The organism is Mesorhizobium sp. ORM8.1 (assembly GCF_053005525.2).
In genome coordinates, this window is the sequence record NZ_CM132600.1 from 3041885 (window position 1) to 3068070 (window position 26186).

At 62.7% G+C, this 26186-nt stretch carries 20 protein-coding genes and 4 pseudogenes; 8 read left to right on the forward strand and 16 right to left on the reverse strand.

All coding sequences use genetic code 11. The features are described 5' to 3' along the window. Positions 1-72: 72 nt before the first annotated feature. A complete protein-coding gene (locus tag ACVDG8_RS15410) occupies positions 73-960 on the reverse strand; it encodes a LysR substrate-binding domain-containing protein (protein WP_447255419.1) in 888 nt (295 codons plus the stop codon). On the opposite strand from ACVDG8_RS15410, the gene ACVDG8_RS15415 reads away from it, so the two are divergent. From ACVDG8_RS15415 to ACVDG8_RS15435, 5 genes and pseudogenes are all read left to right on the forward strand, one after another. Then, a complete protein-coding gene (locus ACVDG8_RS15415) occupies positions 910-1242 on the forward strand; it encodes a hypothetical protein (RefSeq protein ID WP_455707896.1) in 333 nt (110 codons plus the stop codon). The genes ACVDG8_RS15410 and ACVDG8_RS15415 overlap by 51 nt on opposite strands. Further along, positions 1239-4165: pseudogene (locus tag ACVDG8_RS15420) on the forward strand (molybdopterin oxidoreductase family protein). The gene ACVDG8_RS15415 and the pseudogene ACVDG8_RS15420 overlap by 4 nt, the downstream one beginning before the upstream one ends. Then, a complete protein-coding gene (locus tag ACVDG8_RS15425; protein ID WP_447255421.1) occupies positions 4162-4896 on the forward strand; it encodes a 4Fe-4S dicluster domain-containing protein in 735 nt (244 codons plus the stop codon). Before ACVDG8_RS15420 ends, ACVDG8_RS15425 begins: the two are co-directional and overlap by 4 nt. Positions 4897-4901: 5 nt before the next feature. Beyond that, positions 4902-5836, forward strand: a pseudogene (locus tag ACVDG8_RS15430) (dimethyl sulfoxide reductase anchor subunit family protein). Positions 5837-5948: 112 nt separating this feature from the next. After that, the gene (locus ACVDG8_RS15435) at positions 5949-6722 is read left to right on the forward strand and encodes a tetratricopeptide repeat protein (protein WP_447255423.1); all 774 of its coding nucleotides are present in this window, start codon (positions 5949-5951) and stop codon (positions 6720-6722) included. 25 nt (positions 6723-6747) lie between these two features. On the opposite strand, the gene pdeM is transcribed toward ACVDG8_RS15435, so the two are convergent. From pdeM to ACVDG8_RS15460, 5 genes and pseudogenes are all read right to left on the reverse strand, one after another. Then, positions 6748-7464 carry a ligase-associated DNA damage response endonuclease PdeM gene (gene pdeM / locus ACVDG8_RS15440; RefSeq protein ID WP_447255424.1) on the reverse strand — a complete coding sequence of 239 codons (717 nt, stop codon included), beginning with the start codon at positions 7462-7464 and terminating at the stop codon, positions 6748-6750. A 22-nt stretch (positions 7465-7486) separates the two neighbouring features. Continuing rightward, positions 7487-10005, reverse strand: a pseudogene (locus ACVDG8_RS15445) (ligase-associated DNA damage response DEXH box helicase). Positions 10006-10231: 226 nt separating this feature from the next. Continuing rightward, positions 10232-11092: a C40 family peptidase gene (locus ACVDG8_RS15450; protein ID WP_447255425.1), complete on the reverse strand. Its 861-nt coding sequence runs from the start codon at positions 11090-11092 to the stop codon at positions 10232-10234. Between the two features lie 27 nt (positions 11093-11119). Further along, positions 11120-11470: a MarR family winged helix-turn-helix transcriptional regulator gene (locus ACVDG8_RS15455; protein ID WP_447257359.1), complete on the reverse strand. Its 351-nt coding sequence runs from the start codon at positions 11468-11470 to the stop codon at positions 11120-11122. A 71-nt stretch (positions 11471-11541) separates the two neighbouring features. Beyond that, complete coding sequence (locus ACVDG8_RS15460; RefSeq protein ID WP_447255426.1) at positions 11542-12906, reverse strand: leucyl aminopeptidase family protein; 1365 nt, start codon at positions 12904-12906, stop codon at positions 11542-11544. 127 nt (positions 12907-13033) lie between these two features. On the opposite strand from ACVDG8_RS15460, the gene ACVDG8_RS15465 reads away from it, so the two are divergent. Then, on the forward strand, positions 13034-13861 hold the full coding sequence (locus ACVDG8_RS15465) for a tetratricopeptide repeat protein (RefSeq protein WP_447255427.1): 828 nt from the start codon (positions 13034-13036) through the stop codon (positions 13859-13861). Between the two features lie 102 nt (positions 13862-13963). On the opposite strand, the gene ACVDG8_RS15470 is transcribed toward ACVDG8_RS15465, so the two are convergent. The 10 genes and pseudogenes from ACVDG8_RS15470 to ACVDG8_RS15515 all read right to left on the reverse strand — a co-directional run bounded on the left by ACVDG8_RS15470 (position 13964) and on the right by ACVDG8_RS15515 (position 24657). Beyond that, positions 13964-14980 (reverse strand): type II secretion system F family protein, encoded by a 1017-nt coding sequence (locus tag ACVDG8_RS15470; RefSeq protein ID WP_447255428.1) that lies wholly within the window; start codon positions 14978-14980, stop codon positions 13964-13966. A gap of 11 nt (positions 14981-14991) precedes the next feature. Next, on the reverse strand, positions 14992-16005 hold the full coding sequence (locus ACVDG8_RS15475; RefSeq protein WP_455707780.1) for a type II secretion system F family protein: 1014 nt from the start codon (positions 16003-16005) through the stop codon (positions 14992-14994). An 84-nt stretch (positions 16006-16089) separates the two neighbouring features. After that, positions 16090-17595, reverse strand: a complete 1506-nt coding sequence (locus ACVDG8_RS15480) for a CpaF family protein (RefSeq protein ID WP_447255429.1) — start codon at positions 17593-17595, stop codon at positions 16090-16092. A gap of 30 nt (positions 17596-17625) precedes the next feature. After that, positions 17626-18909: an AAA family ATPase gene (locus tag ACVDG8_RS15485; RefSeq protein WP_447255430.1), complete on the reverse strand. Its 1284-nt coding sequence runs from the start codon at positions 18907-18909 to the stop codon at positions 17626-17628. 28 nt (positions 18910-18937) lie between these two features. Beyond that, a complete protein-coding gene (locus tag ACVDG8_RS15490) occupies positions 18938-19669 on the reverse strand; it encodes a CpaD family pilus assembly protein (protein WP_447255431.1) in 732 nt (243 codons plus the stop codon). A 14-nt stretch (positions 19670-19683) separates the two neighbouring features. Continuing rightward, positions 19684-21207 carry a type II and III secretion system protein family protein gene (locus ACVDG8_RS15495; protein WP_447255432.1) on the reverse strand — a complete coding sequence of 508 codons (1524 nt, stop codon included), beginning with the start codon at positions 21205-21207 and terminating at the stop codon, positions 19684-19686. Further along, a complete protein-coding gene (gene cpaB, locus ACVDG8_RS15500; RefSeq protein WP_447255433.1) occupies positions 21204-22016 on the reverse strand; it encodes a Flp pilus assembly protein CpaB in 813 nt (270 codons plus the stop codon). Before cpaB ends, ACVDG8_RS15495 begins: the two co-directional genes overlap by 4 nt. A gap of 235 nt (positions 22017-22251) precedes the next feature. Further along, positions 22252-22769: pseudogene (locus ACVDG8_RS15505) on the reverse strand (A24 family peptidase). A gap of 236 nt (positions 22770-23005) precedes the next feature. Further along, positions 23006-24376 (reverse strand): IS1182 family transposase, encoded by a 1371-nt coding sequence (locus tag ACVDG8_RS15510; RefSeq protein WP_447252026.1) that lies wholly within the window; start codon positions 24374-24376, stop codon positions 23006-23008. A 98-nt stretch (positions 24377-24474) separates the two neighbouring features. Beyond that, positions 24475-24657 (reverse strand): Flp family type IVb pilin, encoded by a 183-nt coding sequence (locus ACVDG8_RS15515; protein ID WP_447255435.1) that lies wholly within the window; start codon positions 24655-24657, stop codon positions 24475-24477. Between the two features lie 355 nt (positions 24658-25012). Here ACVDG8_RS15515 and ACVDG8_RS15520 point away from each other — a divergent pair, with 355 nt between their 5' ends. Together ACVDG8_RS15520 and ACVDG8_RS15525 are read left to right on the forward strand one after the other, a co-directional pair. Continuing rightward, a complete protein-coding gene (locus tag ACVDG8_RS15520) occupies positions 25013-25435 on the forward strand; it encodes a pilus assembly protein N-terminal domain-containing protein (RefSeq protein WP_447255436.1) in 423 nt (140 codons plus the stop codon). Positions 25436-25566: 131 nt separating this feature from the next. Further along, positions 25567-26160, forward strand: a complete 594-nt coding sequence (locus ACVDG8_RS15525; protein ID WP_447255437.1) for a TadE/TadG family type IV pilus assembly protein — start codon at positions 25567-25569, stop codon at positions 26158-26160. The last annotated feature ends 26 nt before the right edge of the window (positions 26161-26186 follow it).

Below are 26186 nucleotides of genomic sequence, written 5' to 3' on the forward strand. Positions count from 1 at the left end.
CATCGGCCAATCGCGGGCGTTTGCGATAATCAGCATTCTCAGAACGCAGTCCAGATGCAGTCCTGACGCCCTTCAGCCGACCCTGCCACCCAAATGCGCCTTCAGCGCCATCTGGGCGAGGCTCGCTTGCCGGTCGCGGTGGGTGATCATGGCGAAGTCGCGCTTCGGCAAATCGACCGGCACTGCCCTGAGGCTACCCTCGGCCAGCGAGCGCGCGACAACGAGCTCCGAGATGATTGTAGCCCCGGCGCCGGCTTCCACGGCCTGACGCACGGCCTCGTTGCTGGGCAGAACAAGGAATATCTGCAATTCCGCCGGCGGGACACCTTCGCCATGCGCGAAATCCTCCAGCGCCTCGCGCGTGCCCGACCCGCCCTCCCTGATGATCCAGCGCAATGCCCTGATGTCGAGCTTTCCCGCCCTCGTTATCGGAATTTCAGGATATGAGTTCGCCACCACCAGCATCATGCGATCCTCGTTCACCGTGACGCGACGCAGGACATCGGATTCCGTGCGGCCCTCGACCAGCCCGAAATCGGCGCGGCCGTCCAGCACATTGGTCTCGACCTGCCTGGTGTTGCCGATCGTGACGCTCAGCTTCACCGCCGGGTAGGCCTCGTGGAACGACGCCAGGCGGCGCGGCAGCCAGTAGCTGGCGATGGTCTGGCTGGCGGCGATCGACAGGCTGCCGGTGACGGTCTGCGAGACATCCTCCAGCATGCCACGCGCAGCCGCGGCGCGGTCCAGGACCGCTTTCGCCTCCGGCAGGAAACGATGACCGGTCTGCGCAAGCTCGATGTTGCGGCCGACGCGGTTGAACAACCGCACGCCATGCTGGTTTTCAAGCGCGCGGATGGCAGCCGAGGCGGCGGATTGCGAAATGCCGAGACGCTCGGCGGCCTTGGTCATATGGCCAAGTTCGGCGACCGCCACGAAGATGCGCAATTGATCGAGAGTCATGGGATAACTAAGAAGCAAAATCGATCGGAATTACAAGAGCTGCTTGTTAGACGCATCAATTGCTTTGTTCTAAGTTTTTGCCGGAAGTTGGAAAAAATTGGCCGTTCCACGGCCAGGCAGGAAATGATCGGGCGCTTCAAATCCGTTTTCGCGCACTGGACCCGTCGCCTGCGGCGGCAACTGGCTGGTGAGCGTTATCACCCGGAACTGCACTATATGCGCGGACCGGGACCGAAGACGAAGGCCAAGACGGCGTGCGGCCAGAGCGCTCGCGGCTCATGATGCGCGACACGCGCGGCGCCAATTCCGCTCCTCGCAACGGCCGCTGGCCGACAGCCGAGCGCCGGCCGAAGGCGACGGCGTCGATACCTCGCCCGTTGTCTCCGACCGTATCGCCAAGACCACCTGCTACATGTGCGCCTGCCGCTGCGGCATCGATGTCCACATCAAGGACGGCAAGATCCGCTACATCAACGGCAACAAAGACCATCCGGTGAACCGGGGCGTGATCTGCGGCAAGGGCAGTTCCGGCATAATGCAGCACTACAGCCCGGCAAGGCTGCGCAAGCCATTGTTGCGCTCGGGCCCGCGCGGCTCGGGCGAATTCCGCGAGATCGAGTGGGAGGAAGCCTTCTCGATAGCCACCGAGCGGCTGTCGGCGATCCGGCACAGCGACCCGAAGAAACTCGCCTTCTTCACTGGGCGCGACCAGTCGCAATCGCTGACCGGCTGGTGGGCTTCGCAATTCGGCACGCCCAATTTCGCGGCGCATGGCGGCTTCTGCTCGGTCAACATGGCGGCCGGCGGGCTCTACACGATCGGTGGTTCGTTCTGGGAGTTCGGCGAGCCCGACTGGGACAATACGAAATACTTCATGCTGTTCGGCGTTGCCGAGGACCATGATTCCAATCCGATCAAGATCGGCCTCGGCAAGCTCAAGGCGCGCGGCGCCAAGGTGGTGTCGATCAATCCCTGCCGGACAGGCTACAATGCCATCGCCGACGACTGGATCGGCATTCGCCCGGGGACGGACGGGCTGTTCGTGCTGGCGCTTGTCCACGAACTGCTCAAGGCCGGGCGCGTCGATCTTGACTATCTGCTGCGCTACACCAACGCGCCGGTGCTGGTCGTGCAGGAGCCGGGCGCGTCCGATGACGGGCTGTTCGTGCGCGACGCCGACGGCAATCCGCTTGCACGGGACAGGGTGGCGAAGCAATCGGTCAAGGCGGCCGATCCGGAGGCGAAGCCGGCGCTGACCGGCAACTATACGGTCAACGGACGGCGCTGCGTGCCGGTCTTCCAGCTGATGGCCGAACGCTATCTCGACGAGAGCTACTCGCCGGACGCGGTCGCCGAGCGCTGCGGCGTCGATGCCCAAACGATCCGCCGCATCGCGGCGGAACTGGCGCATGTCGCCTTCGAGCAGACGATCGAACTGCCTGTCGCCTGGACCGACTGGGCCGGCCGCCGGCACGAGACGATCAAGGGCCGGCCGGTCTCGATGCACGCCATGCGCGGCATCTCGGCCCATTCCAATGGTTTCCACACCTGCCGCGCCATCCATCTCCTGCAGGTGCTGCTCGGCACCGTGGATGTCCCCGGCGGCTTTCGCTTCAAACCGCCCTACCCGCGCCAGTCGCCGCCCGGGCCGAAGCCCGCCGGCAAGACTATTCAGCCGATGACGCCGCTGGACGGCATGCCGCTCGGTTTCGTGTGCGGGCCGGACGATCTGCTCGTCGATGACACTGGACGACCTACCCGCATCGACAAGGCCTATTCCTGGGACGCGCCCTTGGCCGCGCACGGGCTGATGCACACGGTCATCCGTAATGCCTGGGCCGGCGATCCGTACCCGATCGACACGCTGATGATGTACATGTCGAACATGGCGTGGAACTCCTCGATGAACACCGTCGAGACCATTGCCATGCTCACCGACCGGGACGAGGCCGACAACTACAAGATCCCCTTCATCATCTATTCCGACGCTTATTATTCCGAGACGGTGCCGTTTGCCGACCTGGTGCTGCCCGACACGACCTATCTGGAACGGCATGACTGCATCAGCCTGCTCGACCGGCCGATCAGCCATGCCGACGGACCGGGCGACGCCATCCGCCATCCGGTCGTCCAGCCGGACCGTGATGTGCGGCCGTTCCAGTCGGTGCTGATCGAACTTGGCGCGCGGCTTGGCCTGCCGGGCTTCGTGAGCGAGGACGGCTCCGCGAGATATCGCGATTATGCCGACTATATCGTCAACCACGAGCGCACGCCCGGCATCGGGCCGCTCGCCGGCTGGCGCGGCAAGGATGGCGGCGCGAGCGGCAAGGGCGGCGTCAATCCGGACCAGTTGCAGCGCTACATCGACAATGGCGGCTTCTGGCATCACGATTTTTCCGCCGACCAGCGCTATTACAAGATGGGCAACCGCTCTTATCTCGACTTCGCGGTCGAGATGGGTTTTGTGCCGACGGCCGAGCCGATCATCTTCCAGCTTTACGCGGAGCCGATGCAGCGCTTTCGCCTAGCCGCGCGCGGCCACGGCAAGGTGCAGCCGCCGGAGGCCGAGCGCGGCCGTATCGAAGCCTATATGGACCCGCTGCCTTTCTGGTATGCGCCCTTCGAGGAAGATGCCGTCGACCTTGGACAATACCCACTGCACGCGCTGACGCAGCGGCCAATGCACATGTACCATTCCTGGGGGTCGCAAAATGCGTGGCTGCGGCAGATCACCAGCCAGAACCGGTTGTTCGTGCATCACGAGACCGCCGCCAAGCTTGGCCTTGTCGACGACGACTGGGTGTGGATCGAGAGCATCAACGGCCGCGTGAAGGGGCAGATCAAGCTGATTGACGGCGTCAATGTCGATACGGTCTGGACCTGGAATGCGATCGGCAAGCGACGCGGCAGCTGGGGGCTGAAGGACGACGCGGCAGAGAGCAACCGCGGCTTCCTGCTCAACCACATCATCGGCGACCAGACATCCGCGAATGCCGACGGCCGGCGCTACTCCAATTCCGACCCCGTCACCGGCCAGGCGGCGTGGTTCGACCTCAGGGTGCGCATAGTCAAATGCGCGGCCGAGGAGGCCGGCTTCACCGAACCGCAATTCGAGCGCTTCCGACAGCCGCCGCATTTCGCAGCTGCGCCCGACGTGCTCCGTTTCGGCGCCGAGTTTCGTGCCAAGAGGGAAGCCGCCGAATGACCTGTCTTCCCGCCCATACCGACAAGAAGCTCGGCCTCGTCATCGACCTCGACACCTGCGTCGGCTGCCAAGCCTGCGTTACCGCCTGCAAGGAATGGAACACCGGCGGTCACATGGCGCCGCTCACCGATATCGATCCCTATGGCGGACATGTCGACGGCGTCTGGTTCAACCGCGTACATAGTTACGAGCACACGACCGAGGCCGGCGGCCGCACCGTCAACTTCCCGCGCTCCTGCCTGCATTGCGAGACGCCGGCCTGCGTCACCGTCTGCCCGACCGGCGCCTCCTACAAGCGCGCCTCGGACGGCATCGTGCTGATCGACGAGAGCAAGTGCATCGGTTGCAAATTGTGCAGCTGGGCCTGTCCCTATGGCGCACGCGAGTTCGACACCGATGTCGGCGTGATGAAGAAATGCACGCTCTGCGTCGACCGCATCTATAACGACAATCTGGCGCAAGACGATCGCGTGCCGGCCTGCGTCGCCGCCTGCCCGACCAGCGCCCGGCATTTCGGCGATCTCGGCGATCCAGCCTCGGCGATCTCACAGCTTGTCGAGGAACGCGGCGGCGTCGCCCTGATGCCGGAGCTTGGCTACAAGCCGACTAACAGATATCTGCCGCCACGCGCCCGCAGCGAGCGGGCGGCCAAGATAGACGCGCCGGCATTGGAGTCCATCAAGGCGGAAGGCGGCTTTCTCGGCTGGATCGACCGCATGCTCTCGAACTAGCGCTCATGCATCCTGCCTTTTCCGTCGTTTTCTTCACCACCGCTACCGGCGCCGGTTACGGCCTGCTGGCGCTGCTTGGCGCGCTGGGCGGACCGGGCTTCATTCCGGTTGATTTCTGGCTGGGCTTTATCGGTATGGGATTGGCACTCGGCCTGATCGCGGCCGGATTGCTGTCGTCGACCGGCCATCTCGGCCGGCCGGAGCGGGCCTGGCGCGCCTTCTCGCAATGGCGCAGCTCGTGGCTGTCGCGCGAAGGCGTGGCGTCGGTTGCGACCTTCATTCCAGCTTGTATGTTCGGCATCGGCTGGGTGTTTTTCGGCCGCAGCGGCGGATGGGTGGCAGTCGCCGGGCTGCTGGCGGCGGTGGGCGCGGTGGTGACCGTCTGTACGACCGGCATGATCTACGCCTCGCTGAAGCCGATCGCGCAATGGCACAGCCGCTATACTTTGCCGGCTTATCTGATCTTTGCGGCGATGACGGGGGCGTTCTCGCCAATGCCCTGCTCCAGGGTTTCAACGTCGGCTCGAGCGCGGTGCTGACCTGTGCGCTGCTTGCCACGCTTGTCGGTTGGGGCTGGAAGCTCGCGACATGGCGGCACAATGACCGGCTCGACATCCCGACGACCGCCAACACGGCGACGGGCCTGGCCGGTGGCACGGTGCGGTCGATCGAATGGCCGCACACGGAAGAAAATTATCTGCTCAAGGAGATGGGTTTTCGCGTTGCGCGCAAGCACGGCGCGAAGTTGCGGTTGGTCACACAGGCTCTCGCATTCGCGGCGCCCGCTCTGCTGCTCGCTGCCGCCTTTTTAGCGCCGTGGCCTTTCGCGGCATTGGCATCGGTACTTGCTGCACCACTGCAGCTCGCTGGCATGCTCGTTGAACGCTGGCTGTTCTTCGCCGAGGCGAAGCACACGGTCACGCTCTATTACGGGCGATAGGTGGCCGTATTTAATTTTTACCTAGCTTCTGGACGAAAGTGAAATTCAATATTACAGTAATGGTGGACTCGACGTTGAAGCTCGTTCCAGCTCTCTATTCCTAGATCAATCGATGAAACTCGCGACTGTTCGCTTTCCGACTTGTCTTGCACGCGGATTTTTCTTTGCACTTGTGTCTATCCTTGCGCCCCACGATTTGATGGCAGGAGCGCTGGAAGCCGACGCCGCCTTCAAAGCGAAGAACTATACGGAAGCGTACAGAGAATGGACGGCGCTCGCCCAAACGGGTGATGCCATCGCCCAATTTAACGTTGGATTTCTGTATTCCAGGGGGCTTGGCGTTCCACTGGATTATTCCGAAGCTGCCGAATGGTGGAGCAAGGCGGTGGATCAGGACCTAGCACTAGCCGAGTTGAACCTTGGACTTTTGTATTCCTGGGGTAAGGGCGTTCCGCTGGATGATGCCGGAGCGGCGAAGCTCTGGCGCCGGGCGGCGACCCAGGGCTTATCCGAAGCTCAGCAATATCTTGGATATGTGTATCTCGTCGGAAAAGGAGTTCCCAAAAGTGGTGCCGACGCGATCTTTTGGTCAACAAAGGCAGCGGAGCAAGGTAATGTTGACGCGCAGATTAACTTGGCTTCCGCTTACCTGACCGGTGAAGCTAAAGATAAAAACCCTAAGCTAGCCTTTTATTGGTGCGAAAAAGCTGCTCAGCTCAACAACGGCAAAGCCCAATTCAACGTAGGAGTGATGTATCTCAAGGGCGTTGGGATTGAGCGGAATACAGACCTTGGGGTCCAATGGCTAAAACGCTCGGCAGCGCAGGGATATAGTGGCGCACAAAGAGCGCTTGACCGCATCCAAGTTGCGCCGAATAAGACCTGAGCCCCACCTCTGACGTTGAACGACTTTAACCAGGCTTGAGCATCGAGCTGGAAATGGCGAAGATGCGCTCGGCGCCGAGCATATAGGCCATTAGCGTTTCCAACCGGAACAGGCCGGAATAGGCGTGATCGAGCACATTGAGCGAGCCGGTATAGGCGCCGAAGGCCGGCATGATCATGCGGCCGCCGTCGCCGGCAAAGCAGCGCCGCCGCACCGAACGTCCGCGCTGGACGATGCGCGCGCAGGGATGGAGATGCCCAGAAATCTCGCCTTCGACCCGAGCTTTGGAAGGCTCATGGCGGAAGAGCAGCGAGCCTACGGCGAGTTCCCTCACCGTGTCGCCCGGCAGGTCGGCAGGCGCCTCCGGATCGTGGTTGCCCGCTACCCAGAACCAGTCGCGCCCGGCCATCATCGCTTCCAGCCGTTCGCGGAAGCTCTGGTGCATGCGCTCGGCACCGCCGCCGTCATGGAAGGAATCGCCCAGGCTGACGACGATGCGCGGCTGGTAGTCGGCGATGACCGACTGCAGCCGCAGCAAGGTCGCGCCGGTGTCATAGGGCGGGATCAGCGCGCCGCGCTTGGCGAAAGACGAGCCTTTTTCGAGATGCAGATCGGAAACCGCGAGAAGACGCAGATCGGGAAAATAAAGCACCCCTCGCCGGTCGCAGACCGCGCGCTCACCGGCGATGCCGACAAGGTCGGCCTCGGCGATCAGGGTTGCACGCGACAGCGAAAAATTCATCCCCTCTGCACTCTCAGCTCGTTTAACTTCGGCCCATCGCCTCTTCGACCAGGTCGGCGGCTTCCATCAAAAGTGTGTCGTTGGCGCCGCCATTGACCGATTCCTTGCCGATCTCCAGCATCACCGGCACCGCCAGCGGCGAGATCTGGTCGAGATGCTTATGCATGATCTGACCGCGCACACGCGAGAGCATCTCCCCAAGTCTGCTGACATCGAGCAATCCAGCCGAGGCATCGGTACGGGTCGCCTGCAGCAGGATATGGTCCGGCTCGTGGCTGCGCAGGACGTCGTAGATCAGATCAGCCGAAACCGTCACCTGGCGCCCGCTTTTCTCCTGTCCGGGATAACGCTTCTCGATCAGCCCGGCGATGACGGCGCAGGTGCGGAACGTGCGCTTCAGCATCCAGCTCTCGTTCAGCCAGTCCTCAAGATCGTCGCCCAACATGTCTTCGTCGAAGAGAGCGGCCAGTGACGGCTTCTTGGCCTTGAACAGCGCCGCCATATCGTCCAGCGCCCAGACGGCGAGCGAATAGTCGGTGGCGACGAAGCCGAGCGGCCTGGCTTGTGCCCGCTCCAGCCGGCGCGTCAAAAGCATGCCCAGCGTCTGATGCGCCAGCCGCCCCTCGAAGGGATAGGCGACCATGTAGTGGCGATTGCCGCGCGGAAAGGTCTCGACCAGAAGGTCGCCGCGTTTCGGCAGCACCGACTTCTCTTCCTGGATCCGAAGCCAGTCGGCGACCTGTTCAGGCAGCAGCTTCCAGCGGTCGCTGTCGGCCAGCATGCCGCGCACCTGCTCGGCGAGATAGGTCGAGAGCGGAAACTTACCGCCGGCGTAGGATGGCACGATGATGTTGGCGCCGGCGCCGTTGGAGACGACGCATTCGTTTTCGCGAATGCCTTCGAAGCGCAGCACCTTGCCTGCAAACAGGAAATTGTCGCCGGGGCGCAACGTCTCGGCGAAATACTCCTCGATCTTGCCGAGTACCGGTCCGCCGCGACCGGCCATGCCCCGGCCCTGGCGCACATAGCGGACGTTGAGCTCCGGCATTTCGACGATGGTGCCGACATTCAGGCGGTATTGTTGCGCGACGCTCGGATGCGAGACGCGCCACAGCCCATCCTTGTTCCGGCGGATACGGGCATAGCGCTCGTAATTCTTCAGCGCGTAGCCGCCGGTGGCGACGAAATCGATGACGCGGTCAAAGGTGGCACGCTCCAGCGCGGCATAGGGGGCGGCGCTGCGCACTTCCTCGAACAGAAGATCGGCGTCGAACGGGCCGCCGCAAGCGACACCCAGCACATGCTGCGACAGCACATCCAGCGCGCCCTTGATCAACGGCGGCGTGTCCTGCGCGCCAAGATAGTTGGCGTCGAGCGCGGCGCGGCATTCCAGCACCTCGAAGCGGTTCGCCGGGATGAGGATCGCTTTCGACGGTTCATCCATGCGGTGGTTGGCACGGCCGATGCGCTGCGCCAACCGGCTGGCGCCCTTCGGTGCGCCGACATGGACGACGAGGTCGACGTCGCCCCAGTCGATGCCGAGATCGAGCGTCGATGTGGCGACGATGGCGCGCAACGCATTGTCGGCCATCGCCTTCTCGACGCGGCGGCGCTGCCCGACATCGAGCGAGCCATGATGGAGCGCGATGGGCAGCGAATCCTCATTGGCCCGCCACAACTCCTGGAACAGAAGCTCGGCCTGGCTGCGGGTGTTGACGAACAGAAGCGTGGTGCGGTGCTCTTTGATCGCTTCGTAGATTTCGGGAATGGCATAGCGGGCCGAGTGGCCGGACCATGGCACGCGCTCACGCGAGTCGAGGATGGAGATGTGGGGCCTGGCCCCGCCGGCAACCGTGATCAGCCCGGCCATTTCGCCCGCTGGGTTCTGTGCAACCAGCCAGCGGCGCAATTCGTCGGGCTCGGCCACGGTGGCTGATAGACCTATGGTCTGCAGCCCGGGAACGAAGGCCCGCAACCGCGCCAGTCCGAGCGCGAGCAAGTGCCCGCGCTTCGACGTCACCAGCGAATGCAGCTCGTCGAGCACGACGTAGCGCAGATCCTCGAAGAAGCGCCTGGCGTCATTCGAGGCGATCAGCAGCGCAAGCTGCTCGGGCGTGGTGAGCAGGATATCCGGCGGCACCAATTTCTGCCGCTGGCGCTTGTGCGAAGGGGTGTCGCCGGTGCGCGTCTCGATCGTCACCGGCAGCCCGATTTCCTCGACCGGCTTGCCGAGATTGCGCTCGATGTCGACGGCCAGCGCTTTCAGTGGCGAGATATAGAGCGTGTGGATGCCACGATGCGCCGCGCCGGGCTTTCGTTTGGGCCGGTTGGCGAGCTCGGTGAGCGAAGGCAGGAAGCCGGCCAGTGTCTTACCCGCGCCGGTCGGCGCGATCAGCAGCACCGATTGTCCAGCTTGAGCTTTCACCAGCAGTTCAAGCTGATGGGCGCGCGGCGACCAGCTTTTTCGCCGAACCATCTGACGAATGGTTCGGGCAGGAGAACGGCGGCATTCTGTTTTGCAAGGCGCGGCTGCTCGGTCACGCGCAACAGGTAGCGCGACGTGGGCCGATCGCCAAGAAAAATTGGAACAAAAAGGGATCATTCTTCCCTTCTCCCCTTGTGGGAGAAGGTGGATCGGCGCGACAGCGCCGAGATGGATGAGGGGTGTTCCAGCTTGGCGCCGCTTACCCCTCACCCGGATTGCCAACCGATTTGCGAAGAGCAAATCGGGGCAATCCGACCTCTCCCACAGGGGAGAGGTAAGGGGCTACGGCCTTCTGAACCTTGTCGGGCCGCCGTAGAGATAGCCGATGCGATCGACCGCTTCTTTCAGCCCTTCGCGCGAGACCAGCATGGTGTGGCCATTGGCATGGATCATGTTTTCAGCGTCCGTCATGATCGCGACATGGCCTTTCCAGAAGACAAGGTCGCCGCGCCGGAGGCCGGAATAGTCGGGCCCCGGCTCGAGCACCGTGCCGATCGACGCCGCCTGCATGTCGGAATCGCGCAGCACATCCTTGCCAGTCATGCGCATCGCCAGTTGCACCAGACCGGAACAGTCGATGCCGAAGCCGGAGGCGCCGCCCCACAGATAAGGTGTGCCGAGGAAGCCTTCGGCGACCGCGACATAGTCTTGCGCGACGTCCGCAACCGGCCGCAAATGCGCCGCGATGAGCGCCTGGCCGGACGGCAGCAGCGCATAATGCGTGCCGCGCGTTTCGGCGGAACCGGTCACCGCCACGGTCGAGCCCATCGACAATTGGCCGCTGATAGGAAAGCGCAGGTCCGGCCCCGGATAGAGGAAGGTCCGCGGCACGGACACAATATGGGTCGGCACATCTTCGCGCGGCCCAACAAGATTGTCGGCGACGTAACCGACATAGCCGTCGCGCTCAGCCTGCACCCAGGTCCAACCTTCGGTGTCCTCGAAAACCAGCACGTCGTCGCCGAACAGAATTTGCGTGTTGACGCCGGCATCGGGACGCGGCGCCTTGCGCAGATCGGCAACCGAGGCCGTGATCCTCATCGGGCGGCCGGTGACGAAGCGATCGGCGGCGACCTCGCCTTTCAGCCTGGCGTCGGCAAGGTCGGAACGAAAGACGTGAAGGCGGGCATCCCTGGCGGTCAAATCGAGAATCCAGTTATTGGCAGTTGGTCAGATGGGCAGCTCATGTGCCCTGGCAACGATACCATCGCCGAAGCGCTCGACAAAGAGCGCGCCTTCGACCGTGCGCCGGATCAGCACGTTGCGCTTGTCGAGCTCGTCGCGATGGCGGGAGACCAGCTTCAGCGCGCCCATCGTATCGAGCGCGCGGGTGATGACCGGTTTGGTGACGTTGAGCCTGCCGGCCAGCCCGCGCACCGTATGCGGCGGCGCGTCGAGATAGATGGTGAGCAGGATCGCAGTCTGGCGCATGGTCAGATCGGGCGCGCCATCGCGCACCTGCGACAGCATCACTTGCTGCCACAGTCGCAAGGCCTGGCTCGGGCGCATCGAGATCGACATGCGGATAAGCATGCCGGCAAATTGTTTCGGTTCCGTTTCAGTGTTGGAGTTTCGCCGGCGATTTCCCGATCTTATGCAAAGCGCCTGGCGATGACGCGCTCCAGCGCGCGGATGCCCTGCGCCTCGCCACCGGTCAGGCCGTAAGGACGATCGGCAGGGTTCCAGGCGAAAATATCGAAATGCGCCCAGCCCGGCGTCCTCTCGACGAAGCGTTTGAGGAACAGCGCCGCGGTGATCGATCCGGCAAAGCCGTCCGTGGTGACATTGTTGATATCGGCGATCTTGGAGGAAAGCTTGGTGTCGTAGGGACGCCACAAGGGCATGCGCCACAACGGGTCCTCGACCGCGACCGATGCGGCCGTCAGCTCGGAGGCCAGCGTCTCGTCGCCGGTGTAGAAAGGCGGCAGGTCGGGCCCGAGCGCGACGCGGGCGGCGCCGGTCAGCGTCGCCATGTCGATCAACAGCGCCGGCTGCTCCTCGTCGGCCAGCGCCAGCGCATCGGCAAGGACCAGTCGGCCTTCGGCATCCGTGTTGCCGATCTCGACCGTAATGCCCTTGCGGCTGCGCAACACATCGCCCGGACGAAAGGCATTGCCGGCAATGGAATTCTCGACCGCCGGGATCAGCACCCGCAACCGGACATTCGATTTCGCCGCCATGATCATGGAGGCCAGGCCCAGCACATTGGCGGCGCCGCCCATATCCTTCTTCATCAACAGCATGCCCGCCGACGGCTTGATGTCGAGACCGCCGGTGTCGAAGCAGACGCCCTTGCCGACCAGCGTCACCCTAGGCGCGTCGGCCTTTCCCCAGGTGATGTCGATCAGCCGCGGCGCGCCCATGGAGGCGCGGCCGACGGCGTGGATCATCGGGAAATTCCGCGCCAGGAGATCGTCGCCACGAACCACGGAGATGTCGGCGCCGTGCGCGGCGGCCAGCTTGCGCGCCGCTTCCTCCAGCTCGCCCGGTCCCATGTCGTTGGTCGGTGTGTTGACGAGATCGCGCGCCAGGAAAACGCCGTCGGCGATGCGCCCAAGATGCGCGCCGCCGGCGCCCGCCGGCAGCGCGAAGCGCAAAGCCTTGGCAGGTTTCTTGCCGTAGCGGGTGAAGACATAGCCGCCAAGGACAAGCGCAAGTGCCGCAAGGTCGGGCTGCCGCGGCTCGGATGCGAAATGCCAGTCGCCTTCCGGCAGGGCTCGCGCCAGGGCGCCTATGCCAAGCGCGCCTTCGCCGTCGCCGATGCCAAACAACGCGCCGCCGACAGCGCCGTTGTCGGCGGGTAGGACCAAGGTGCGGCCGGCCTCGCCGGAAAAACCGTTGGCCGCCGCCCACGCCATTGCGGCCGGCGAGAGGGCGAGATCCCTGAGACCGTCCTTTCCCACCAGGTAAACGGGCAAGGCTGCTTGCGGCTTCTGCTCGACGAGTTCGACAGGCATTCGGTAGGTCTCCAGCTGAGCAGTTCGAGTCGGCGCTTCTTAACGGTCCGTTAGGGTTAACAGAATATTTCTGCGGGAGGGAAGACGGCCAGCCAATGGCCGCACAGGAATGGAGACAGGGTTTCCCATGCCCATCAAAGCGTTGACCTTTACGAGCAAACGTCTGATCACCACGGCATTCGTCGCAGCGCTGGCAGCCAGCGTGGCGGGTTGCGGCAGCACCAGCAAGTTCGTTACAGGCTCCATTTCCCGCTCCGACAGCAGGCCGCTGGAAACAATGTCGGCCGATGAACTGCATACCGCCACATCCAGGCTCGGCCAATCCTACGCCAACCGCCCGAATGACAAGCGGTTAGCCATGAATTTCGCGGCAGCGCTGCAGATGGACGGTGACGCCGACCAGTCGCTGGCCGTCATGCGCAAGCTCGCGATCGCCTATCCGAAGGATCGCGACGTGCTTGCCGCTTATGGCAAGGCGCTCGCCGCCAACGGGCAGTTCGAGCCGGCGCTCGACGCCGTGCGCCGCGCGCAGACACCCGAATATCCGGACTGGAAGCTGGTGTCGGCGGAAGCCGCCATTCTCGACCAGATGGGCCAGAAGGACGAGGCGCGGCAGAACTATCGCAAAGCGCTGGAACTCAAGCCGAACGAGCCTTCGGTGCTGTCCAATCTCGGCATGTCCTATGTGCTCGAGGGCGATCTGCGCACCGCCGAGACCTATATGCGCTCGGCCGCGCAGCAACCGGGCGCCGACAGCCGAGTGCGGCAGAACCTCGCGCTGGTGGTAGGCCTGCAAGGCCGCTTCGACGAGGCCGAGAAGATCGCCTCGCAGGAACTGTCGCCCGAGCAGGCGCAGGCCAATGTCGCCTATCTGCGCCAGATGCTTGCCCAGCAGAATGCCTGGAGCCAGCTCAAGGATCAGGACAAGGGCAAGGCGAAGACCGCGACCAACTGATCAAAGGAGAACGGTATGCCGTTCTCCCGAAGCGTTTCATCTCTTACAAAAAAGCCGCGCGGCATTCACCACGCGGCTTTTTTGGTTGTGCGAACCGTTCGCCTATTGGCTCGGCGCACTGTGTTGATCGCCGAAGATGCCGCGCTGGCTGACCTGGATGCCGGCCGGCCCCAGGATGATGGCGAACAGAACCGGCAGGAAGAACAGGATCATCGGCACGGTGAGCTTCGGCGGCAGCGCAGCCGCCTTCTTCTCGGCCGCGTTCATGCGCATGTCGCGGCTTTCCGAAGCGAGCACGCGCAGCGCATGCGCCACTGGCGTGCCGTAGCGTTCGGCCTGGACCAGCGCCTGGGACACCGACTTGACCGATTCCAGGCCGGTGCGGCTTGCCAGGTTCTCATAAGCGACCTTGCGGTCCTGCAGATAGGAGAGCTCGGCATTGGTGAGCACGAACTCTTCAGCCAGCGCCACCGACTGCGCGCCGATCTCGTCGGCGACCCTGCGCAGCGCTGCTTCCACCGACATGCCGGATTCGACGCAGATCAGCATCAGGTCGAGCGCGTCCGGCCACGCCATCTGGATCGACTGCTTGCGCTTGGTCGCGCGGTTGTTGACGTAAAGGATCGGTGCGTAGAAGCCGCCATAGGCGACGACGACACAGACGAACAATTTGACGAAGGCCGGCTGCAGCGGCAGGCCGCCGAGCAGGAACAGATAGATGGCCGCCAGCGCAAAGCCGACGAATGGCAGGACCAGGCGGAAGAACAGGAACCGCGTCAGCGGGTTCTGGCCGCGAAAGCCGGCCACCTTGAGCTTCTGGAGCGTATTTTCGTCGGCAAGCGCGCGCCTGAGATCCAGCCGGTCGACGATGTTGCGCATGCCGATCGATTGTTCCTCGCGCAGGCCCTTGCGGCGGCGATCGGCTTCGCTCGCCAGCCGCTGACGCTGCTTGGCGCGCAGTTCGTCGCGCTCGAGCGCCACGGTTTTCATGCGTGACTTGAGCGAATTGCCGCCGAGCGCCGGCATCAGGGTGAAGACGGTCGCAAACACGGCGATGCCGACCAGAAGCGCGATCAGGAAGGAAGGGTCGGTGAGGGTTTTGATGACCTGTTCTGTCATTGATCCGCGCCCTACACTTCGAAGTTCATCATCTTGCGCATCACCAGGATGCCGATCGCCATCCAGACACCCGAGCAACCGAGGATCAGATTGCCGACGCTGGTGGTGAACAGCGGCATGATGTAGTTCGGGCTCGACAGATAGACGAGAAAGGCGACGACGAAAGGCAAGGCGCCGATGATGACGGCGGATGCCTTGGCTTCCATCGACAGCGCCTGGACCTTGGCCTTCATCTTCTTGCGGTCGCGCAGGACGCGCGACAGGTTGCCCAGCGCCTCGGACAGGTTGCCGCCGGCTTGCGACTGGATCTGGATGACGATGCCGAAGAAGCCTGCCTCGGTGCAAGGCATGGTCTCGGACATGCGCATGGCGGCGTCGGGCACGGACAGGCCGAGCTGCTGGGAATCGACGATACGGCGGAACTCGGCACGGACCGGTTCGGGCGATTCACTGGCGATCAGGCGGATCGCATCGTTCAGCGGCAGGCCGGACTTGACCGCGCGCACGATAATGTCGAGCGCGTTCGGGAACTCTTCCAGGAAGGCCTTGACGCGGCGCGTGCGGCGAAACGAGACGAACCAGCGCGGTAGGCCGAGGCCGCCCACCAAAAGAGCGCCCGGCAGAGCCAGCATGGGCGCACCGACGAAATAGAGCAGCGCCGTCAGCACGATGCCGCAAGCCGCCGAGTAGATGTAGAACCGCTCGAGCGTAACCTGCATGCCGGCCTGACGAATCTGAACCTTCAGCGGCGGCTTTCTGACATTGCGATCAGCGGTCTTCTGCTTCTCGTCGAGCTGCTTGAGCGAATCCTGGAGGTTTTTACGTCGCTTGACCTGTTCGGCGGCACGGTCGCGCGTGGCTTTGACCACGGACCGGTCGGTCTCAGCCGTCTTGATGATCTGGAGACGTTTGCCGGCCTGTTTTTCGTTGCCGATGCGCGCAAACAAAAAAGCGTAAGCCACCGCGCCGGCGCTAAAGCCGGCCAGCACGACGAAAGCCAGGACGGTGGTATCAATTCCGAACATCGACCGCGGTTCCCGAGCGCTCCGTCGTCGCACAGGAAACGACGAACCGCTCTATCTCTTTGAATTCAGACAATCCCAGATGCATCAATCAGCGCGTTTCTCCATGGCCTCGAGCGCGCCGGCAAGACGCGCTTCCTCGCCGTAGTAGCGGGCGCGGTCCCAGAAGTGCGGGCGGCCTATGCCTGTCGACACATGTTCGCCGACCAGCCGGCCGCTCGAATCCTCGCCCTTGATGTTATAGAGGACGATATCCTGGGTGATGATGACGTCACCTTCCATGCCGACCACCTCGGTGATGTGGGTGATGCGGCGCGAACCGTCACGCAGGCGAGCCGCCTGGATGATCACGTCGATCGAGCCGACGACGATCTCGCGCACCGTTTTCTGCGGCAGCGAGTAACCGCCCATGGCGATCATCGATTCGATACGGTTCAGGCACTCGCGCGGGCTGTTGGAGTGGATGGTGCCCATCGAGCCGTCATGGCCGGTGTTCATGGCCTGAAGCAGGTCGAACACTTCAGGTCCGCGCACTTCGCCGACGATGATGCGCTCCGGCCGCATGCGCAGGCAGTTCTTAACCAGATCGCGCATGGTCACCTCGCCCTCGCCCTCGAGATTGGGCGGCCGGGTTTCGAGGCGAACCACATGCGGCTGCTGCAGCTGCAGTTCGGCCGAGTCCTCGCAGGTGATGATACGCTCGTCGCGATCGATGTAATTGGTCAGGCAGTTGAGCAGCGTCGTCTTGCCGGAACCGGTGCCGCCGGAAATGACGATGTTGCAGCGGACGCGGCCGATGATCTTGAGGATCTCGGCGCCTTGCGACGAGATGGCGCCGAACTTGACCAGCTGGTCGAGCGTCAGCTTGTCCTTCTTGAACTTGCGGATGGTGAGCGCGGTGCCGTCGATCGAAAGCGGTGGCGCGATCACGTTGACGCGCGAGCCGTCGGGAAGGCGCGCGTCGCAGATCGGGCTCGATTCATCGACGCGGCGGCCGACCTGGCTGACGATGCGCTGGCAGATGTTGAGCAGCTGCTGATTGTCGCGGAAACGAATGCCAGTCTGTTCGACCTTGCCGTTGACTTCGATATAGACGTTCTTGGACCCGTTGACCATGATGTCGGCGATGTCGTCGCGGGCCAGCAGCGGCTCCAGCGGTCCATAACCCAGAACGTCGTTGCAGATGTCTTCGAGTAGTTCCTCCTGTTCGGCGATCGACATCGCGAAGTTCTTGATCGCGATGATGTCGTTGACGATGTCGCGGATTTCCTCGCGTGCGCTCTCGGGATCAAGCTTGGCGAGCTGCGACAGGTCGATCGTATCGATGAGCGCCGAAAACACCTGGCTCTTGGTGTCGTAATAGGTTTCGCTGCGTTCGCGCTGAACCTTTCTTGGCGGTTCGGGCGCCATCGGCGGCGCTTCGACCGGACGGCGGGCAGGCGGCGCGGCAGGAGCGCTTTGCGCCGGCGCTGGCGCCGCCGGGCGCTCCGGCGCCATCGTACTGGCGGCGGCGGGACCGGCGGGAGCAGCTGCTGGCGGACGGAGTTCGGGCGTTGCCCGGCTGCCGTCGTCGATGCCTCTTCTACCAAACATGATCGACTACCCGATGCCGCCTGATGAGCGTCACTTCTTGTTGCGCGAGAGCTTGCCGAGGATCGAGCCCAGGCCGGCCTTCTTCTTTGACTTGATTTCGCTGCGCCCGGTCAACACATGCGCGATCTCGTTGATCGTGGTGACAACCGGGCTCTTGGCATCCATTTCGCTCAGCATGCGGCCATTGTTGGCGGCATTGCCGAACAGAAGCGGCTCAAAGTTGATCACCGCCATGGGCGAGATGCCGAGCGGTTCGGCGAAATCCGCGGCCGCGATCTCGGGCCGTTTGGGCACGCCGGCCTGGTTGATGATCAGCTTCGGCGGCGGATCGTTCGGCCGCAGCCGCTTCAGCATGTCCACCATGTTCTTGGTGTTGCGAAGGTTGGCAAGCTCGGGCGTGGCCGTGATGACGATCTCGTCGGCCTTGATCAGCGTGCTCTTCGACCACCCGCTCCAGATATGGGGGACATCGAGCACAAGCAGCGGCGCGCTGCGCTGCGCCGTCTCGATGATCTGGGAAAAGGCTTCGGGGTCGAAATCATAGACGCGCTCGAGTGTCGAAGGGGCCGCCAGCAGCGACAGGTGCTCAGCGCATTGCGCCAGCAAACGGTCGAGATAGACCTCGTCGACGCGCTCCGGCGAAAACACTGCCTCGGCGATGCCTTGCGCCGGGTCCTGGTCGAAATTGATGTTGGCGGTGCCAAAGGCGAGGTCGAGATCGGCGATGACGACCTCGGACTTGAACAGTGACGACATCGCCCAGGCGACATTGTGAGCGATGGTCGAGGAGCCGACGCCGCCCTTGGCGCCGATAAAGGCAATCGAGCGGCCGATCGGCTCCGATTCCGGATCGACGAAAATCGACGACACGACGCTGACGATGTCGGTCATCGAAACCGGTGCAATGACATATTCGGAAATGCCGGAGCGGATCAGCTCGCGGTAGAGGCCGACATCATTGTAGTGGCCGATGACCACGACCTTGGAAGACGGATCGCAATATTCCGCGAGATGGGCGAGCTGCTCGAGCAGTTGCTTGGGTTCGCTGCGCGATTCCAGCATGATCAGGTTCGGTGTCGGCGCGGACTGATAGAATTCGATCGCGGTCGGGATGCCGCCCATGTGAACCTTGAGATGGGCTTTGGCCATGCGGCGATCCTCGCCGGCGCGCTCGACCGGGTTGGCCACACCTTCGGTCTCGCAGAAGGCCTGGATCGATATGCGCGGCACCGGACGCAGCGCCTGCATGGCGGCGATATCCTGCTGGGATAGGTCGCCGGTGTCCGCAGGCGTGTCGTAGGCAAGATTGCTCATCGTCATGCTCTTTCCGTAACTGCGCGGCTCAGTACGTCACTTCCGAATTGCCGAGGAACTCGTTTGAAATACCTCGCGACCGGTAAAGATCGATCACCGCGCCGCGGTTCTCGGCGTCGATGTCGGTCTGCTTGCGCGGGCCGAGCAGATCATTGGGATTGGCGATCTGGGCGGCAAGATTGTTCTGATAGGAGCAACCGAAATCGGCGTAGTGCTTGTTCTGCGAGGTCTCCAGCATGTCTTCCGGCCAGCGTCCGCATTTGTCGGTCTGGGCGCGTACCGCGACAAAGGCGACGCGCACCGGCGCCGAAGCTTCGGGAACGTCCGACTGATAAGAGGTCATCACGATACGGCCTCGCTTCACTCCGGCCGCGACGGCGACGCGGGCGAAATCACGGCCCGCCACCAATGCCGCCACTTCGTTGGCCGAGCCCCTCGGAATCGCAATGGTCAGCGAGGGAGCGGCACTCTTGTCGTAGCCGTCCAGGAAGCCAAGAAGCGTATCACGTTGCGCACCCGTCATGCCGCGGTCACCAGCGCCGACCGGCAGATCGATCTTCTGGTTCTTCTCGGCGATGACGATCGGATGGGTCGTGCGATAGTCGTCCGGGATCGACCCGACCGTCACACTGTCGCGATTGGCGCAGCCGGCAAGCGAAACCGCAAGGGCGATCGCCAGGGCCGGGATCGCCGAGCGGCGGATCCCTTCGATGCCAGCTGGGCTCCGGAGCGTCACGACCTTGGATGAAGACTTCGACATATCCGCATTCCCGCTCATTTGTAGATGAAGCCGACGACGCCGTGGTAACGACCGGCCGGCTTGTCCGTCTGCATGGTGCCGTAGACGCGATTGACGCGGCCGAGGAACATGCCGGCGCCGTCGCTCGGCGGATTGAAATTGTCGTCCGGCTTGGCAAGATCGTTGCGCGCCACTGGTCGCGACAGATAGGGCGTGATGATGATGACGAGCTCGCTCTCGTTGCGCACGAAGTCCTTGCTGCGGAACAGCGTGCCGAGCACGGGGATCTTGGAAAGACCCGGCAGTCCAGCCACCGCCTGACGCACGTCGTCGCGAACCAGGCCGGCGATCATCATGGAGCCGCCCGAGGGCAATTCGACCGTGGTGTCCGCCAGGCGCTTGCGCAGCGACAAGATATTGGTGCCGGGGCTGGTTCCGCCGGCGGAAAGCGACACCGATCCTTCAGTCGTCGGCTCGGAAACCGCGGTTCTGACCTTCAGGCTGATGCGGCCGGGAGACAGCACCACAGGCTGGAATTCCAACCCGATGCCATACTCGATCTTCTCGATGGTATAGGTCTTCTGACCCGTCTGGTTATCGGTCGATACGTTGCTGGTGACCCCACCAACCATATTATACTCACCACCCACCTTGAATGTGGCCTTCTCGCCGGACACAGCGGTCAAGGTCGGTTCAGCCAAGGTCTTCATGACCCCCGACTGCTCCATGGCGTTGATGTAGGCCGTCAGGGACGAGCTGCCGATGTTCAAGCCCGAATTCGACAGCTGTTTGCCCAGGCCCGTGAAATTGTCGCTGAGCGCGCCATAGCTGATGCCATTGCTGCCGCCGTTGCCAACCATGTTGACGCCGAGCTGCTTCATCACCGAGCGGCTGACTTCGGCAACCGTCACCTTCAGCGTCACCTGATCGTCGCCGATGATCTGCAGAAGGTTGACGATCTTGGAGGTCCGTCGTTGCTGGTCGGGATTGTTGATGTCGACGCCGCCATTGACCGAGCCGCCGGCCGCGGTCTGCGAATATTGGCCGGTGGTCGCTTCACCGCCGGATACGAAGATGGTCGCAAGGTCGACGGCGCGCTTGGCGTCGAGAGGCGTATCCACGGTGCCCGTGAGGACGACGTTGTCGTTCAGAAGCTCGACCTTGATCTGCGAAGACGGGATGAAGCGCCTCAAATAGTCCTCCAGCCCGGCGACATCGCGCTCGACGGCCAGGTCCAGGCTGACAATCTGCTCGCCATTGGGGCCGAAGACGAAGATGTTGGTTTCGCCGACCGACTTGCCGAACAGATAGATGCGGCGCGCCGTCCTGGTGACGGCGTCGGCAACCGCCGGATTGGCGACAAGGATATCATAGGCATCGCTTGGCAGATCGATGACGACCGATTTGTTGAGGCCAAGCTTGACGCGCTGAGTGGCGACGGAAGCCGACACGCCGGCGGTCGCGGATTTGGCTTCGGCGGAACCAGGCGCGCCGGCGCCGAGCAGCAGCAGGCCGATTGTTGCGGCCGCCAGCAAGGGCAGTTTGCCGTTTAGCCTCATTTCCTTGCTCCCACCTCGGATACTTCACCCGACTTGATCAACCGCACAGTGCCGCGCCGGCCATTGCCGTTGACTAGGTAGTCAGCCTCACTCAGATTTTTTTCGTGAGCGTCCGTGATCGGGCGCAGCGCCAGCGTCAGCCGGTCCGCCATCTGCTGCGCAACGGTGATGATCTCGGCCTGTTGCGGCGTCAGCTCCAGCGTCGCGGTCTGGCCGACCCTGGTCTTCTTGCCCTCCTCGTCTTGCTGGATGGTCTGGTCGATGGCCAGGACACGAATGTTCTTGAGGATGGTTTCGGTGTTGAAGCCGCTGCCGCCGTTGCCGGTGTCGGCGCGACGGGTCATGATGACGTCGACGAAGTCGTTGGGCAGGATGAAGCCACCTGCCGACGTATCGGCCGATATCGCGGTCGCGACGGCGCGCATGCCGGAAGGCAGGATCGAGGACATGAAGCTCTGCCCCTCGCCGACGAGCTTGGAACGCCGCATCGGCTCGCCTGTGTACATCGCCATGCGTGCGACGGAGCCCTTGAGCTTATCGATTGCGTCGGGTTCGGCGGCGCGGGTGATGAAGTTGGCATTGACGCCGTCGGACGGCCACTGCTGCCAACCGATGTTGTTGCCGATCTGGCTGCCCATCGCCACGTCGCCGGAAAGCACCAGCACGTCCTGCAGCGCGATCGCCGGCTGCTTGGGCGCGTCGACGATGACCTGGGGCGGCGGCGCCACGACCATGTTCTTTGCGACATAGCCGGCGCCCCCCGCGGCGACCGCAGCCACTCCAAGAATGATCAATCGGGATGCTGGCATTCGTCCGAAACCCTTCGCCTCGTGGCAAACCACCCTAAGCCAGGCCGGACTTTGCAACCGCAATCGTCAAAACAAGGTTAATGTAATGCTTACGATCGTGATTAATTTAAGGTTTACTCAAATTCGAAGGAAGGCGCCGCGTTAACAAAAAAGGCGGTCAAGGCCGCCTCTGGACGAGCGTCGCGATGGAAACGATTTCAGGCGGCGCGGCAAGATCGTTTTTGCATAGGCAGGCTCAGGCGGTGAGCCTCGCCAGCGCCCAGACCATCAGCGGCGAATCCGGAAAAGTGATCAGCCCGCCGAGCCCAAGCGCGACGGCGTATGGAACGCCGACGCTGTTGTCGGCGAAATGGCGCAGAAAGCGGCTGTGGCCTGTTAAAACCGAGAGCGGCGATTTCCGGTACACCAGGATTGCGACGGTCAACAGACCGCCGATGAGGGTCGATGTCACCAGATATCCGATCAGGTTGACGTTGAGTCCCATCCATACGGCGGTGGCGGCCAGAAGCTTGGCATCGCCACCCCCATGCCGCCGAGCGCAAAAAGACCAAACGTCACGGCAAGCACCAAGGCACCTGCCGCGAAATGCAATCCAAAAGCCGCCCAATCCATGCCGGTGAGCGGCGCGACAATCGCAAAGGTCACCACCAACAGCACCGGGACACGGTTGGCTATCGTCATCGAGAGCACGTCCGAGATGGCGGCAAAGAGCATGCAGAAAGGAAAAACGACGAAGATGACGGCTTCAAGCATCGATGCGGCGCGCCCGTGGCAAGTTACCAGCGGCATCCTAGGCGCGCCGGATTAACGATAGATGAGGCCGGACGTTCAAAATCAGCCGACCGCAATAAAAGGGCCGCCAGAGGCGGCCCTTCAGACCGCTGACAAACCCCGTCGATTTTCGGCGGGGTTTTGTTTTTGCGGATTGATTTGGCTCAGCAAATTTGTGTCGGGAGGAGATGTCAGGAGACAGCTGGCGGCGATGGGCCTCAGGCGAGGCTCGGTTTGAGCTTTGGCCAGAGGCTGATTGCGATCTTTTTCATGTTCTGGGCGGCGGCTGCGATCAGGCACTGGCAGGCGACACGAGTTCGCCCTCGGAAGCGGGCGTAGCGGTGGCCAAAGAGCTGCTTGGCATCGGCGAAGGAGCGCTCGACCGTCTCCTTGCGGCGCCGGTAGATGGCCTTGCCCCAAGCCGTGAGCCGGTTGGCGTCGACCCGCTCGCGGGCATCTTGCCAGACATGGCGCGTGATCGTGCGCTCGGCCTTGGCGTTTGATGTGCAGGAGGCCAGCAGCGGACAGTCGCGGCAGATGGCTGGATCGCTCCTGTAATGGCGATAGCCACTGCGTTCGGTGGTGACGTAGGTGAGCAGCTGGCCCTGCGGGCAACGATAGCCGTCCGCCTCCGGTTCATAGACGAAGTTGCTCTTTCTCATCTTGCCAGGCTTTGGCGGGGTCGGGTTGCGATAGCCGATGACGCCGCTGATGTTCCTGTCCTCCAGGCCCTTGGCGATGCCCGGCGTGGCATAGCCGGCATCCAGCCCCGCCGCCGCCACGGTGAAGCCGAAGCGCTTAACCTGACGGTCGAGCCGGCCTAGATAGACGATCGAGTCATGCACGTTGGCCGGCGTGGCGTATGTGTCGGTGATGATGCCGCAGCGCCCATCCACCGTGCGGTGATCGAGGTAGAAGAAGCCCTTCGGCTTGCCCTCGCGCACCATGTAGCCGGCATCCGGATCGGCGCGCGAGATCTTGGTCTGCTTCTGCGCAGGCTTGCGCTCCTTGGCCTTCAGCGGCTTTTGGCCATGCAGCGTCCGTTCCGCCTCGATGGCGCGGTCCAGATCGGCCCAGTAGTCGGCGCGCGACTTGGCCACCATGGCAAGGTCGTACTTGCCCTTGTTGGCGTTGGCCTTCAGATGTGTGCTGTCGGTATAGAGCACCGTCCCGTCCACCAGCCCCACCCCGATCGCCTGTTCGACGATGCGGTCGAAGATCGCTTGCGCGACCGTCTCGTCTTGATAGCGACGGCGTCGGTTCTGCGACAGCGTCGAGGCATCGAACACCTTGTCGGTCAGCTTCAGCCGCAGGAACCAGCGATAGGCGACATTGACCTCGATCTCGCGCACCAACTGCCGCTCCGAGCGCACCCCGAACAGGTAGCCGATGAACAGCGCCTTGAACATCAAGGTCGGGTCGAGCGGCGGCCGACCATTGTCGGCACAGTACAAGGGCGCTGTCAGATCGTGGATGAAGGAAAAGTCGATCGCTCGATCGATCTTGCGCAACAAGTGATCAGCCGGAACCAGCTGATCCAACGTTACCATCTCAAGCGCGGTCTGTTCAGGGGCGGGTCGCTTCAACATGACCCAGTGAATCAAAAACCCCGGCAAATGCCAGGGGTTTGTCAGCAGTCTGAGGGCCGCCAGAGGCGGCCTTTTTATTCAAACAGAAACGATATCTGTTACGGAGCCGACGGGGCGTTGGTCACAGCCGTGGCGATGTTGGCGAACTTGGTGTTCAGCGCGGTGCCGAGCTGGCTAGCGCCGACCATGATGGCGAGCGCGATGAGAGCGGCGATCAGACCATATTCGATGGCGGTCGCGCCGGATTCGTCCTTCACAAAACGTGCAATGAGATTAGACATTCGAGAGCTCCTACTCCACGTGTTACAGCACTTCCGTCAACTTCTCTTGCGGTTGATCGGATGCTGCAAATCTAGGGAGAAGCCCTTTCAATCGGCTTAATAAACAGCCTTACCGATTCCTTTCCGGGGGTGAACGCGTTGTGTGGTTAACCGTGGCCTAAGCGCCGTCAGCCAGCCTGATGCCCCGGGAAAACAGCGGAAACCGAAGCTTATGCAATACCGCTAAGACGGCATGTCCGGTTGACGCGTGAAGCACGAGCAGGGCCGATCCCTGCCGTGGGTGGGCAGGGCTTAACCGTTGGTTTACCAATCTCGTTCATGTTCCATTGAAGAATCTGCCGCCCGGAGCGCCTAAATGAGCTTGTCGAGATCGCTGTTTCCAGTTGTCGCGTTGCTGGCAACTGCCGCTTTCGCGATGCCGGCCAAGAGCGAAGCGGGTATAGAGGTCACCATGAACCAGGCAAAGATCGTCAAATTGACACGCGCCGCCGACACCGTCGTCATCGGCAATCCCGCGATTGCGGACGCTTCGGTGCAGGATGCCTCGACCATCGTTCTCACCGGCAAGGGCTTTGGCGTGACCAATCTGGTCGTGCTCGATGCGGACGGCAGCCCGATCATTGATGAACAGGTGACCGTTGTGCGACAGGCCGCCTCCTCGGTGCGCATCTACAGGCGCGCCGAAGTGCAGACCATGTCCTGCACGCCTTACTGCGAGAGCGCCTACAAGACCGACGCCGAGAAAGCCTCCGAGACCGAAATGAGCGCCGGGCACTGAGACGCCGGACCTGCAGATATTAAAGGCAGGTTAAATCACGCCCGGCGAATTTAACGATCATCCAAACCGGACCTCAATGGGTTTTCGCTATGTTGCTGCCGGTACCGCAAGGGGGATCGGCAGGAACGGAGATGAGCAAGGACGCGACATCCGGCAACGGCATGGATAGCAAGGCGCGAGCGAAATCCCGCCCCGGCTTCTTCAGCGACAAACGCGGCAGCACGGCGATGGAATTCGCGATGCTGGCCATCCCGTTCGCGCTTCTCGTCTTCGCCATCCTCGAAAGCTGCATTTCGTTTGCCGGTCAAGAGGTGATGGCCAACGTCACCGACGATGTCGCTCGACAATTGCGGACCGGGCAACTCCAGAAGTCAAACGTAACCGAAGCCTCGATCAAGCAGCTGATCTGCAGCCGGCTGGAGATCATGGTGGCCAAGGACTGTCCTGGATTGGTGGTTGATCTGCGCGAATATGCGACCTTCGCGGACGCCGCCACGGCAGGCTTCCAGATCGTGAACGGAGACATCGTGCTGACGCAAGGCACCAATTCGATGGCCTTCACGGTCTCGCCGGGATTGGCGGAGTCCATCAACATGCTGCGGGTGTTCTACAAATGGCCGGTGATGACCGACTTCCTGGCCAAGTCGATGGCCAATCTTAAGGATGGCAACACGCTGCATTTCGCGTCCGTGACCTGGCAGAACGAACCATTCGACGACAACTGAAGACTGCTCGACGGCTAAGACCGCGG

What these genes read in the sequence shown, in the direction of transcription:
- pdeM (WP_447255424.1), bottom strand. Translation starts at nt 7,464, where the DNA reads ATGAATTTTTCGCTGTCGCGTGCAACCCTGATCGCCGAGGCCGACCTT.
- ACVDG8_RS15470 (WP_447255428.1), bottom strand. Translation starts at nt 14,980, where the DNA reads ATGACAGAACAGGTCATCAAAACCCTCACCGACCCTTCCTTCCTGATC.
- ACVDG8_RS15475 (WP_455707780.1), bottom strand. Translation starts at nt 16,005, where the DNA reads ATGTTCGGAATTGATACCACCGTCCTGGCTTTCGTCGTGCTGGCCGGC.
- ACVDG8_RS15495 (WP_447255432.1), bottom strand. Translation starts at nt 21,207, where the DNA reads ATGAGGCTAAACGGCAAACTGCCCTTGCTGGCGGCCGCAACAATCGGC.
- ACVDG8_RS15510 (WP_447252026.1), bottom strand. Translation starts at nt 24,376, where the DNA reads ATGTTGAAGCGACCCGCCCCTGAACAGACCGCGCTTGAGATGGTAACG.
- ACVDG8_RS15410 (WP_447255419.1), bottom strand. Translation starts at nt 960, where the DNA reads ATGACTCTCGATCAATTGCGCATCTTCGTGGCGGTCGCCGAACTTGGC.
- ACVDG8_RS15415 (WP_455707896.1), top strand. Translation starts at nt 910, where the DNA reads ATGGCCAAGTTCGGCGACCGCCACGAAGATGCGCAATTGATCGAGAGT.
- cpaB (WP_447255433.1), bottom strand. Translation starts at nt 22,016, where the DNA reads ATGCCAGCATCCCGATTGATCATTCTTGGAGTGGCTGCGGTCGCCGCG.
- ACVDG8_RS15525 (WP_447255437.1), top strand. Translation starts at nt 25,567, where the DNA reads ATGAGCAAGGACGCGACATCCGGCAACGGCATGGATAGCAAGGCGCGA.
- ACVDG8_RS15455 (WP_447257359.1), bottom strand. Translation starts at nt 11,470, where the DNA reads ATGTCGATCTCGATGCGCCCGAGCCAGGCCTTGCGACTGTGGCAGCAA.
- ACVDG8_RS15520 (WP_447255436.1), top strand. Translation starts at nt 25,013, where the DNA reads ATGAGCTTGTCGAGATCGCTGTTTCCAGTTGTCGCGTTGCTGGCAACT.
- ACVDG8_RS15490 (WP_447255431.1), bottom strand. Translation starts at nt 19,669, where the DNA reads ATGTCGAAGTCTTCATCCAAGGTCGTGACGCTCCGGAGCCCAGCTGGC.
- ACVDG8_RS15485 (WP_447255430.1), bottom strand. Translation starts at nt 18,909, where the DNA reads ATGAGCAATCTTGCCTACGACACGCCTGCGGACACCGGCGACCTATCC.
- ACVDG8_RS15480 (WP_447255429.1), bottom strand. Translation starts at nt 17,595, where the DNA reads ATGTTTGGTAGAAGAGGCATCGACGACGGCAGCCGGGCAACGCCCGAA.
- ACVDG8_RS15465 (WP_447255427.1), top strand. Translation starts at nt 13,034, where the DNA reads ATGCCCATCAAAGCGTTGACCTTTACGAGCAAACGTCTGATCACCACG.
- ACVDG8_RS15425 (WP_447255421.1), top strand. Translation starts at nt 4,162, where the DNA reads ATGACCTGTCTTCCCGCCCATACCGACAAGAAGCTCGGCCTCGTCATC.
- ACVDG8_RS15515 (WP_447255435.1), bottom strand. Translation starts at nt 24,657, where the DNA reads ATGTCTAATCTCATTGCACGTTTTGTGAAGGACGAATCCGGCGCGACC.
- ACVDG8_RS15435 (WP_447255423.1), top strand. Translation starts at nt 5,949, where the DNA reads ATGAAACTCGCGACTGTTCGCTTTCCGACTTGTCTTGCACGCGGATTT.
- ACVDG8_RS15460 (WP_447255426.1), bottom strand. Translation starts at nt 12,906, where the DNA reads ATGCCTGTCGAACTCGTCGAGCAGAAGCCGCAAGCAGCCTTGCCCGTT.